Origin of the sequence: Aquabacterium sp. UBA2148, assembly GCF_002328915.1 — a bacterium.
GTDB lineage: Bacteria > Pseudomonadota > Gammaproteobacteria > Burkholderiales > Burkholderiaceae_C > Aquabacterium > Aquabacterium parvum.
On sequence record NZ_DCXA01000197.1, the window covers coordinates 1 to 11,166 of the forward strand.

Annotated in this window: 9 protein-coding genes; 8 read left to right on the forward strand and 1 reads right to left on the reverse strand. The window is 65.9% G+C overall.

From position 1 onward, the window contains the following. On the reverse strand, positions 1 to 3,361 hold a 3,361-nt coding region (smc, locus tag B2W70_RS10975; RefSeq protein ID WP_286745675.1), incomplete at its 3' end, for a chromosome segregation protein SMC. A gap of 222 nt (positions 3,362 to 3,583) precedes the next feature. Here smc and queF point away from each other — a divergent pair. The 8 genes from queF to B2W70_RS11015 all read left to right on the forward strand — a co-directional run. Next, a complete protein-coding gene (queF, locus tag B2W70_RS10980) occupies positions 3,584 to 4,003 on the forward strand; it encodes a preQ(1) synthase (RefSeq protein ID WP_286745701.1) in 420 nt (139 codons plus the stop codon). A 91-nt stretch (positions 4,004 to 4,094) separates the two neighbouring features. Continuing rightward, positions 4,095 to 4,652, forward strand: coding sequence for an energy-coupling factor ABC transporter permease (locus tag B2W70_RS10985; RefSeq protein WP_286745677.1), 558 nt, complete (start codon positions 4,095 to 4,097; stop codon positions 4,650 to 4,652). 233 nt (positions 4,653 to 4,885) lie between these two features. After that, positions 4,886 to 5,947, forward strand: coding sequence for a GGDEF domain-containing protein (locus tag B2W70_RS10990; RefSeq protein WP_286745678.1), 1,062 nt, complete (start codon positions 4,886 to 4,888; stop codon positions 5,945 to 5,947). Next, positions 5,944 to 7,107 carry a GGDEF domain-containing protein gene (locus B2W70_RS10995; RefSeq protein WP_286745680.1) on the forward strand — a complete coding sequence of 388 codons (1,164 nt, stop codon included), beginning with the start codon at positions 5,944 to 5,946 and terminating at the stop codon, positions 7,105 to 7,107. Before B2W70_RS10990 ends, B2W70_RS10995 begins: the two co-directional genes overlap by 4 nt. Positions 7,108 to 7,200: 93 nt before the next feature. Continuing rightward, positions 7,201 to 8,430: a succinyldiaminopimelate transaminase gene (gene dapC / locus B2W70_RS11000; protein ID WP_286745682.1), complete on the forward strand. Its 1,230-nt coding sequence runs from the start codon at positions 7,201 to 7,203 to the stop codon at positions 8,428 to 8,430. A gap of 97 nt (positions 8,431 to 8,527) precedes the next feature. Beyond that, complete coding sequence (gene dapD / locus B2W70_RS11005) at positions 8,528 to 9,352, forward strand: 2,3,4,5-tetrahydropyridine-2,6-dicarboxylate N-succinyltransferase (RefSeq protein WP_286745683.1); 825 nt, start codon at positions 8,528 to 8,530, stop codon at positions 9,350 to 9,352. A gap of 74 nt (positions 9,353 to 9,426) precedes the next feature. Further along, positions 9,427 to 10,626, forward strand: coding sequence for a PilT/PilU family type 4a pilus ATPase (locus B2W70_RS11010; protein ID WP_058085959.1), 1,200 nt, complete (start codon positions 9,427 to 9,429; stop codon positions 10,624 to 10,626). 28 nt (positions 10,627 to 10,654) lie between these two features. Further along, positions 10,655 to 11,166, forward strand: a 512-nt coding sequence (locus B2W70_RS11015; protein ID WP_286745684.1) for a M20/M25/M40 family metallo-hydrolase, incomplete at its 3' end; no start/stop codon positions are given.

Here is an 11,166-nt window from a genome sequence, read left to right on the forward strand (position 1 = left end):
TGTTCTTGACCAGGCGGGCGTAGCGTTCGGTGTTGGCGTCGTCCAGCGGCGCGTCGACCTCGTCGAGCAGGCAGAACGGCGCCGGGTTGAGCTGGAAGATGGCGAACACCAGGGCGATGGCGGTGAGCGCCTTCTCGCCGCCCGAGAGCAGGTGGATGGTGCTGTTCTTCTTGCCGGGCGGGTGGGCCATGACCTGCACGCCCGCGTCGAGGATCTCGTCGCCAGTCATGACCAGCTTGGCGCTGCCGCCACCAAAGAGGCTGGGGAACATGCGCCCGAAGTGCTCGTTGACGGTGTTGAAGGTGGCGCCCAGCAGGTCGCGGGTTTCGAGGTCGATCTTGTGGATGGCGTCTTCCAGGGTGCCGATGGCGTCGAGCAGGTCGGCCATCTGCGAGTCGAGGAAGCCTTTGCGTTCGCGCGCGGAGGTCAACTCGTCGAGCGCTGCCAGGTTGACGGCGCCCAGGGTGTTGATTTCGCGCTGGATGCGGTCGATCTCGGCCTGCAGACCAAAGAGCTTGACGCCGTCACGTTCGATGGCCTCGGCCAGCACGGCCAGGTCAACGCCTGCGGCGGTGAGCTGCTCCATGAACTGCGCACCGCCCAGCGAGGCGGCCTGCTGCTCCAGTTGCAGCTTGGTGATCTGGTCACGCAGGGGCTGCAGGCTGTGCTCGAACTGCAGGCGCTGCTCGTCGAAGCGGCGCAGCTGGGCGGACAGGTCGTCGTAGCGCTGGCGGGCCTGGCTGAGGGCGCCTTCGCGCTGCACACGCACGGCCAGGGCTTCGTCGAGACCCGTCTGCGCCGAGGCGTCGTTCAGGCGGGCCTGCTCTTCGAGCAGTTGCGCCACCGATGACTCGTTGGCCTGGATCTGCTGCGAGGCGGTCTCGATGCTGCGTTGCAGCTCACCGCGTCGCGCGCCCATGCTGCGCACGCTGAAGGTGGCCTCCTGGGCCTGGCGCTCCAGCGCACGAGATTGTTCGCGCGCCTGGTTGAGTTTGCGCTCGGCCTCGATGACATGCTCTTCGAGTTCGGCGTGCTTCTCTTGTGTTTCACCCAGGTGGATGTCGAGCTCTTCGAAGCGGGCTTCGCCTTCGGCGCGGCGCTCCTGAAGGCCTTCGAGTTGCGCGTCGAGTTCGGCGAGTTCTTCGTCGATCTGACCGCGGCGGCTGTTGGCCTGCTCGGCCTGCTGGCTCAGGCGCAACAACTCCACCTGCCACTGGTGCACACGCTGTTGCACCTCGCTGGCCTCGCGGCGCACGGTGCCCAGGCGCTGGGAGGCGTCGGTGTAGGCGGCTTCTGCGCGGATCAAGGCCGCACGGACGTCGTCCGCGATCAGGCTCTGCGCCCTCACCTGTTTTTCCAGGTTCTCGATTTCCTGGGCGCGGGCCAGCATGCCAGCCTGCTCGGAATCGGGTGCATAAAAGGTGACAGCGAACTGGCTGACCGCGTGCCCGGCCGGGGTCATGATGACCTCACCATGCGTGAGCTTGCCTCGGTTTGCCAGAGCCTCTTCCAGGTGGGCGGCGGTGTAGACGCCTTCCAGCCAGTCGTTCATCAGGGCCTTGAGCCCACCATCGTTCAGCCGCAGCAGGTCGCTCAGGCGCGGCAGGGTCTGGTGCGTGTTCTGGATGCCGGGCTGCGGCAAGCTGTAGAAGGCCAGCTTGGCGGGCGGGGCGTCGAGCTCGAAGGCACGCACGGTTTCGACGCGCCCCACCTCGAGCGCGGCCAGGCGTTCTCGCAAGGCCGATTCGAGCGCGTTCTCCCAACCCGATTCGATGTGAACGCGGGTCCACAGGCCTTGCAGGCTGTCCAGACCGTGCTTGGCCAGCCAGGGCTTGAGCTTGCCTTCGGTCTGCACCTTGTCTTGGAGCGCGCGAAGGGCTTCGAGGCGGGCGCTGAGTTCGGCCAGCTTGGCCGACTGGGACTGGCTGTCTGACTGCACGGCTTTGCGGCCCTCATCCAGCGCGGGCACCGACTCGGACAGCTCCTCCAGCCGGGCCTCGATGAGGCCCTGCTCTTCCTGACCCACCTCGTGCTGGCGACGCAAGTCGCTCAGGCGCAGCTCGTCGGGCGCGGCCAGGCCCTGCACTTCCACACGCAGGCGTTCGCGGCGTTGCTGAATCTGGCGCGATTGTTCGTCCAGGTTGCGCGATTCGGCAGCCAGCAGCTGGATCTGCTGCTGCACCTGGCCAGCCACCTGGCGCTGGTCGTTGGCGCGCTGCGTGGCGGCACGCACGGCGTCCTCCAGAGACGGCACGTTGCCCGCCAGCTCCTCGGCCTGAGCAGCCAGGATCTCGGCCTGCTCTTCGCAGGCGGCCATCTTCTCGGCCAGCTCTTCGAGCTCGACCTGCGCCGCCTCGGCGCGCATGGCCCACTGCTCGTTCTGGGCCTTGATCTCGGCCAGGCGTTGCTCGACTTTCTGGCGACCTTCCACCACGTAGCGGATGCGCTCTTCCAGGCGGCTGACCTCGAGACTGGCTTCAGCCAAAGCGCCTTGCGCCTCGTGCAGCGCGTCGCTGGCTGCGTAATGATCTTGCCGCACGTGCTCCAGCTCTGCCTCGACCGATCGCAGCTCGGCCATGCGGGCCTCGAGCGCGTTGGTCGCCTCGCTCACGGCGACGTGGATGCGCGTTTCTTCAGACGACGCATCGCGGTGCTTGAGGAACCACAGCTGGTGCAGCTTGGTGGTGCCCTGCTCCTGCAGCGCGTGGTAGCGCGAGGCCACTTCGGCCTGTTTTTCGAGCTTGTCGAGGTTGCTGTTGAGCTCGCGCAGGATGTCTTCCACCCGCGTGAGGTTTTCACGCGTGTCTTTCAGGCGGTTCTCGGTCTCGCGGCGACGCTCCTTGTATTTGGAGACGCCCGCGGCCTCTTCGAGGAACAAGCGGAGCTCTTCCGGCTTGGACTCGATGATCCGGCTGATCGTGCCCTGGCCGATGATGGCGTAGGCGCGCGGGCCCAGGCCCGTGCCCAGGAAGACGTCCTGCACGTCGCGGCGACGCACCGGCTGGTTGTTGATGAAGTAGCTGGAGGTGCCGTCACGCGTGAGCACGCGCTTGACCGCGATCTCGGAGAACTGGTTCCACTGCCCGCCGGCGCGGCCATCTTCGTTGCTGAAGACCAATTCGACGCTGGCGCGGCTGGCCGGTTTGCGGTTGCCCGAACCATTGAAGATGACGTCCTGCATGGACTCGCCGCGCAGCTCGGACGCTTTGGACTCGCCCAGCACCCAGCGCACGGCGTCCATGATGTTGGACTTGCCGCAGCCATTGGGCCCCACCACGCCGACCAGCTGGCCAGGCAGCTGGAAATGGGTCGGCTCGGCAAAGGACTTGAACCCTGAGAGCTTGATCGAGTTAAGACGCATCTAAGTCGTTGATTTTCCTGATGAATTTCAGGAAATCCCTGGCCTTTTCAAGCTCAGGATGATACCATCCGAGATTCGACGAATTCCTGCTCATCCCACGTTGTGAAGACCATGGCCAAGAACACCAAGCCCCCCGCCGCCAAACCGGCAAGCCAACCCCGCGCAGCCAGGAAATCGGCCGCGGCCAAGCTGGAGGTCGGCACGCGCGCCAAACCCGCCGCCCTGCCCTCGACGCCTTCGCGCCACCTGGACGTCTTCCCCAACCCCGCCCCCGAGCGCGACTACGTCATCCAGTTCCAGGTGCCCGAGTTCACCTGCTTTTGCCCGCTGACCAAGCAGCCCGACTTCGCGCACTTCACCATCGACTGCATCGCCGACAAGCTGTGCATCGAGCTCAAGAGCCTGAAGATGTACATGTGGAGCTACCGCGACCAGGGCGCCTTCCACGAGAAGGTCACCAACGACATCCTGTCGGACATGGTCAAGGCCATCAACCCGCGTTTCCTGCGCATCACAGCCAAGTGGTACGTGCGCGGCGGCATCTACACCAACGTCGTCGTCGAGCACCGCAAGAAGGGCTGGAAGCCCGCTCCCAAGGTCGAGCTGCCCCAGCACAACGCAGAAACCGGCCTGCTGGGCTGACGTTCCCATGCTGGACTGGGCTTTGTGTGCAGTCATCCTGGCTGCTGCATTGCCTTTTCGTCCGTGGCTGCCACTGCGCCACGGACCCCTCGTGCACCCCTGGCTGGGCGCCATGGTCTTGTTGCCCCTGCTCTGGTGCACCGATCGCCTGCTGCCCTCCGGCATGACCATGCACGTGTCGTCGGCCTGCCTGATGACGCTGATGTTTGGCTGGCCACTGGCCATGTGGAGCCTGGTGCCTGTCGCTTTCCTGGCTGGCTGGTTCGGGCACGGGCAGTTGCCGCCCCTCGGTGAGGTGGCGTCTCACCTGGCGTGGCTGGGTCTGGTGCCCGGCACGCTCGGCCTGCTGATCGGACTGGCCGTTCGTCGCCTGCTGCCGCACCACATCTTCGTTTTCATCCTGGGGCGCGCCTTCATGGCCAGCATCGCCGCCGTGGTGCTGACCGGCGCGCTCGCCTGGCTGGCCGGTCGCAAGCCGGAGGTGTTCAGCACGCTGGAATGGATGCTCGGCTACACCCTGGTGGCCTGGGGCGAAGGCTTCAGCACCGGCATGCTCATCGCCATCTTCGTGGCATTCAAACCCGAATGGGTCCTGACCTACTCGGACGAGCGTTACCTGCCCAGGCGCCCCAACCGGCAAGACGCCTGACGCGAAAGCCCGGCTCGTCAGCAGATCACCCCTTCGCCGCGCCAGCGCAACGGCCTGACGACCCCAATGGTTTTAAAGGTGCCCCCCACGGCGCCGATAACCGTTGCAACACTTCGCCCGAGCCGATGAACCTGCCTCCTTGGTTGAACGCCGTCGCCCGCCCACTGTTGGGATCCGATCCTCAGCGGGCCAGGCACGTGCTTTTTGTCCTTGCGTCCACGCAGCTGTACATCGTGAACCTGGGCATCATTTGGCACTCGGTCCACCTGGGCCTGCTGCAGCCACAGATCGCCCGCGACCTGACCTGGGGCAGCATCCTGACCCTGTCGATCGTGTTCCTGCTCGTGCGCAGCGGATGGAGTCAGCGCCTGAGCGACCCCGTGGTCACCCTGCCGCATGCCTTGATCAGCATCGCACTGTGCTTCATGGCTTACCTGCAGGTGGGCGAGCACCGTGCCAGCGTTCTCATCCTGGTGGCCGAAGCCATCGTGATGTGCATGTTCCGGCTTCGCCCCACGCAGATGGTGGTGCTGGGCATGAGCTCGGTGGGCATGTTGCTGATGTGCGTGATCGCCCTGACCTGGGCAGACCCCGTTCGCTACCCGGCCTCCACCGGGCTGATGCACTTCGTCATCGGCGGCTCGACGCTGCTGATCCTGTCGCTGGTGGCCAAGTGGGTCACCGACATCCGCGTGCGCATCGGCCTGCAATCCAGGGAGCTGTCACAAGCGCTGAACACCCTGCAGCACATGGCCACGCAAGACAGCCTGACCGGGCTGCTCAACCGCCGCGTCATGGTCGACCTCGTCGAGACCGAGCTCAAGCTGGTCGAACGCCACGGGCACCCCATGACCGTGGCCCTGGTCGACCTCGATCACTTCAAATCGATCAACGACCGATTCGGCCACCAGGCTGGAGACGCCGTGCTGACCGGCTTCGCCAACCTGGCCCAGACCCAACTTCGGCAGGTCGACAAGGTGGCCCGCTGGGGTGGTGAGGAGTTCCTCATCATGCTGCCGCAAGTCAAGGCAAGCGAAGCCTTCACCGCGCTGGAACGGCTGCGCCTGTCGATGGGCAGCCAGACTTTCTCTGGACACCCGGGCGTGAACGCCACGTTCTCGGTGGGCCTGGCACAGGCGCGCCAGGGCGAAACCCTTGAACACCTGATCGAGCGGGCGGACCAGGCGCTCTACCAGGCCAAGCGACAAGGACGCAACCGCAGCCACGTGGCCGACGACGAAGTAGAGGCCGAGTTGGCGGTGGGCCTGGCACCGCTGACAGGGGGCCACGCATGAGCGAGACCCTGGGCAACATGCCACAGCACGACCCCATCATCGATTCGATGGGGCGACTGGTGAAACTCATCTTCGGGCCGGACCGCGCCACGCGGGCTCGAACAGGCGTCATCCTGCTTTGCGCGCTGATGTACGCCATCTGCTGCAGCGCGGCCTTCTACGCAGCCGAAGTCGGCATGATGCGCGACTTCGCGCCCAAGTTGCTGCTGCTCACCACCGTCCCCTGCTACACGGTCTTCTATGTGCTGGTTCGCACTGGGCGCACCCGCTCCATGCGCGACCCGAACCTGATGCTGCAGCAGCAGAGCTTCTCGCTGCTGGCCATCGCGTTTGCCTACACCGCGATCGGCCCGCACGACCGGGGGCTGGTGCTGGTGCTGATCGCCCTGGTGATGGTGTTCGGCATGTACACGCACCAGCCGCGCCAGGCCGCTTTTGCCGGCGTGCTGGCCATGGTGCTGCTGGCCATGTGCATGGGCGTGCTGTCGCACATCGACCCCGTGTATTACCCCCCCACGCTGGAGCTGCTGCGCTTCGAGCTGATGATCGGCACGCTGCCCCCGCTGATCCTGGCGGCCTACCAGATCTCGGCCTGGCGCAACCGCCTGGCGCAGCAACGCCGCGAGCTGCGCGACACGCTGGAAAAGGTGCAGACCCTGGCCAGCCGAGACGCCTTGACGGGCCTGTACAACCGCCGCCACATGCAGGACCGCCTGGTCGACAGCGCCAAACGCCACGAACGCTATGGCGAGCGCTTCACCGTCGTGCTGGTGGACCTGGACCACTTCAAGCGCATCAACGACGTGCACGGCCACCGCGTGGGCGACGAAGCGTTGATGGCCTTTGCCTCGGCGGCCACCCTGGCCCTGCGCGAGTCGGACACGGTGGGCCGCTGGGGCGGCGAAGAGTTCCTGTTCATCCTGCCCAACACCAGCCCAGCCAAGGCCCTCGTTGCCCTGGACCGCTTGCGCGCCGCGCTTCAGCACTGCAGCATTTCGTCGCGGGTGCCTGGCCTGAGGGTCGCTTTCTCTGCTGGGATCGCCCAGCATGACCTGGCCGCGCCCGTTCACCGCACCCTGGAGCGGGCCGATCACGCGCTCTACCAGGCCAAGACCGCCGGTCGCAACCGCAGCCTCGTGTCGCCCAGCGACCCCCGCTGAACAAGCCACGCATCGCCTGGATCTGGCCAGCTGCGCCAAGGCACCGTGCCCATGACGCATCAGGGCCATGCCAGCCCTGGGATAATGCAACGCATGAACCCCCTGCTGCAGCGTCTTCAGCCCTACCCCTTCGAGCGCCTGCGCGGCCTGACCGCCGGCGTGACCCCGAACCCTGCCCTGCGCGCCATCAGCCTGGGCATCGGCGAGCCCAAGCACCCCACGCCGGCGTTCATCAAGCAGGCCTTGACCGACGCGCTGGACGGCCTGGCCGCCTACCCCGCCACGGCCGGTGAGCCCGCCCTGCGCGAAGCCTGCGCCGCCTGGGTGCAACGCCGTTACGGCCTCAAGCTCGATGCAGCCACGCAGATCCTGCCCGTCAATGGCTCGCGCGAGGCGCTGTTTGCCCTGGCCCAGGCCGTCATCGACCCAACCCAGCACCGCGATGCTGGTGGCCCGGCCGTGGTCTGCCCCAACCCCTTCTACCAAATCTACGAGGGCGCGGCCCTGCTGGCCGGCGCGCGCGTGGTGTTCGCCAACTCCGACCCTGCGCGCAACTTCGCCGCCGACTGGGGCAGCATCCCCGAGTCGACCTGGGCCACGACGCAACTGCTTTACGTGTGCTCGCCCGGCAACCCGACGGGAGCGGTCATGCCGCTGGATGAATGGCGCAAGCTCTTCGAGCTGAGTGACCGCTTTGGATTTGTCATCGCCTCGGACGAGTGCTACTCGGAAATCTACTTCCGCGAAGGCGCAGGCGCCGCACCGCTGGGCGGCCTCGAAGCCGCTGCCCGATTGGGCCGCGCCGACTTCAAAAACCTGATCGCGCTGACCAGCCTGTCCAAACGCTCCAACGTGCCCGGCCTGCGCTCCGGCTTCGTCATGGGTGACGCTGCCCTGATGAAAGCCTTCCTGCTCTACCGCACCTACCACGGCAGCGCCATGAGCCCGGCCGTGCAGCGGGCCAGCGTCGCGGCCTGGAACGACGAGGCCCATGTGGTCGAGAACCGCGCGCTCTACCGCCAGAAGTTCGAGCGCGTCACGCCGCTGCTGGCCGAGGTCATGAACGTGGCCTTGCCCGATGCCGGCTTTTACCTGTGGGCCGAGGTGCCCGCCCATGTTTGTGGCGGCAGCGACGAGGTTTTCACGCGCGAGCTGCTGGCTCAATACAATGTGGCGGTGCTGCCAGGTAGTTACCTCGCCCGCGAAGCCCATGGGCTCAACCCCGGTCGCGGTCGGGTGCGCATGGCGCTGGTGGCCGGTGTCGACGAATGCGTGGAGGCCGCCGAACGCATCCGCGCCTTCATCCGCGCCTTCCCGCGCTGATCGCAAGAGGCCGCACGAACCCCTCATCTCCCCCCGAGCAGCCCCCAGCCGCTCGCGGACAACCCTCTCCGATACGCTCCCGATAGAAAGCCCCAACATGAGCCAAGCCCTGCAAAACACCATCGACCAGGCCTGGGAAAACCGCGCCGAGCTGTCCGCCGCCAGCGCCCCCGCCGAAGTACGTGACGCCGTCAACCACATCATCGACGCGCTGGACACCGGCAAGCTGCGCGTGGCCGAGAAGGTCAACGGCGCCTGGGAAACCCACCAGTGGATCAAGAAGGCCGTGCTGCTGAGCTTCCGCCTCAACGACAACGTGCCCATGGGCGACGGCGCCCTGCAGTTCTACGACAAGGTGCCCACCAAGTACGCCGGCATGTCGCCTGAGCAACTCAAGGCCACCGGCGTGCGCGTGGTGCCGCCGGCTGTGGCCCGTCGCGGCTCGTTCCAGGCCAAGAACGTCATCCTGATGCCGTCCTACGTGAACATCGGCGCCTACGTCGATGAAGGCACGATGGTCGACACCTGGGCCACCGTCGGCTCCTGCGCCCAGATCGGCAAGAACGTCCACCTCTCGGGTGGCGTCGGCATCGGTGGCGTGCTCGAGCCCCTGCAGGCCAACCCCACCATCATCGAAGACAACTGCTTCATCGGCGCGCGCTCCGAGGTCGTCGAAGGCGTGATCGTCGAAGAGAACTCGGTGATCTCGATGGGCGTGTACATCGGTCAGTCGACCAAGATCTACGACCGCGCCACGGGCGAAGTCAGCTACGGTCGCATCCCCGCCGGCTCGGTCGTGGTCTCGGGCAACCTGCCCTCGGCCGATGGCAAGTACTCGCTGTACTGCGCCGTGATCGTCAAGCGCGTGGACGCCCAGACGCGCTCGAAGACCAGCATCAACGACCTGCTGCGCGGCGCCTGATGCGATGAACCAGGGCCTGCACCATGCAGGCCCTTCTTGTCTGAACCCTTGCAAAAACAGCTGAGGAGAGATCGATGAGTGGAGGCAACCTCGAACGCGTGCTGCGTCTGATGGCCGAGAAGAAGGCGTCGGACGTCTTCCTGTCGGCCAAGACCCCGATCCTCATCAAGATCAACGGTCAGATCATGCAGCTGACCGACCAGGTCCTCACGCCGTCTCAGCCTCGGCAACTGCTGGCTGAGATGATCTCTCCCACACAGATGGAAGAGCTCGACGAGACCGGTGAGCTCAACATGGGCATCACCATCCCTGGTGTGGCCATCTTCCGCTTGAGCGCGTTCAAGCAGCGCGGCTCGGTGGCTGCGGTGTTCCGCTACATCCCCTCCGACATCCCGGCGCTGGACACGCTCAACGTGCCGCCCGTGCTCAGCGAACTGGTGCTGCAAAAGCGCGGCCTGATCATCCTGGCCGGGGCCACCGGCACTGGCAAAAGCACCACGCTGGCCTCGATGCTGGAGCATCGCAACCAGCGCATGACTGGCCACATCCTCACCATCGAAGACCCGCTCGAGTTCCTGTTTTCAAACAAGAAGTCCATCGTCAACCAGCGCGAGGTCGGCCGCGACACGCAATCGCTGCAAGTCGGCTTGAAGAACGCCTTGCGCCAGGCCCCTGACTGCATCCTGATCGGCGAAATCCGCGACCGGGAGACCATGACGGCCGCCATCTCGTACGCGCTGTCGGGCCACCTGGTGCTGTCGACCCTGCACGCCAACAACAGCTACCACGCGCTCGGCCGGATCCTGTCCTTCTACACGCCGGAAGCACGGCCGGCCTTGCTCTCCGACCTGGCTTCGGGCCTCAAAGCCATCATCTCTCAGCGCTTGCTCAAAGCCGAAGCCGGCCCCAGCGCCGGCGGCCGGGTGCCAGCGGTCGAGGTCCTGCTCAACACCACGCTGGTCTCCGAGATGATCGACCGAGGCGACTTCAATGGCGTCAAGGAAGCGATGGAGAAGTCGATGGCAGAAGGCTCGCAGACTTACGAGCAAGACATCGCCCGACTGATCAACGAAGGCATCGTCAGCCGCGACGAAGGCCTCATCAACTCCGACTCGCCGACCAACCTGATGTGGCGCCTGCAAAACAGCACGGCCACCCAGTCCAAGCTGATCGCCAAGCCGGCCGAAGAAGAACACGGCCCCTCGTTCACCGAAATCACCCTGGACGTGCACGCCGAAGACCCCGCCTCCAACTTCGGCGGCATCCGACACTGAGACGCCCAAGGCGCCGACACCAAGCATCATGACCGACACCCTGCGCCTGACCGAGGCGCTGATCGCCCGCCCTTCCGTCACCCCCGAAGACCTCGACTGCCAGCAACTGATGGTCGAGCGCCTGAGGCCCCTGGGTTTCGAGTGCCACACCCTGGTCTTCGGGCCGGCCAACGCACCGGTGACCAACCTGTGGGCGATCAAACGCGGCCGCGATGCCTCCGCACCGGTGTTGGCTTTTGCCGGCCACACCGACGTCGTGCCCACCGGCCCGCTCGATCAATGGTCCTCGCCACCCTTCGTGCCCACGCACCGCGATGGCCTGCTCTACGGCCGTGGCGCCGCCGACATGAAGACCTCGCTGGCCGCCATGGTCGTGGCCACCGAAGCCTTTGTGGCCCGCCACCCTGATCACGCCGGCAGCGTCGCTTTCCTCATCACCAGTGACGAAGAAGGCCCGTCTGTGGACGGCACGGTCAAGGTCTGCGAATGGCTGCAGCAACAAGGCCAGCGCCTGGACGCCTGCATCGTCGGCGAGCCCAC

Coding starts and splice junctions, on each gene's coding strand:
- B2W70_RS10995 (WP_286745680.1), top strand. CDS start 5,944: ATGAGCGAGACCCTGGGCAACATGCCACAGCACGACCCCATCATCGAT.
- dapC (WP_286745682.1), top strand. CDS start 7,201: ATGAACCCCCTGCTGCAGCGTCTTCAGCCCTACCCCTTCGAGCGCCTG.
- B2W70_RS11010 (WP_058085959.1), top strand. CDS start 9,427: ATGAGTGGAGGCAACCTCGAACGCGTGCTGCGTCTGATGGCCGAGAAG.
- dapD (WP_286745683.1), top strand. CDS start 8,528: ATGAGCCAAGCCCTGCAAAACACCATCGACCAGGCCTGGGAAAACCGC.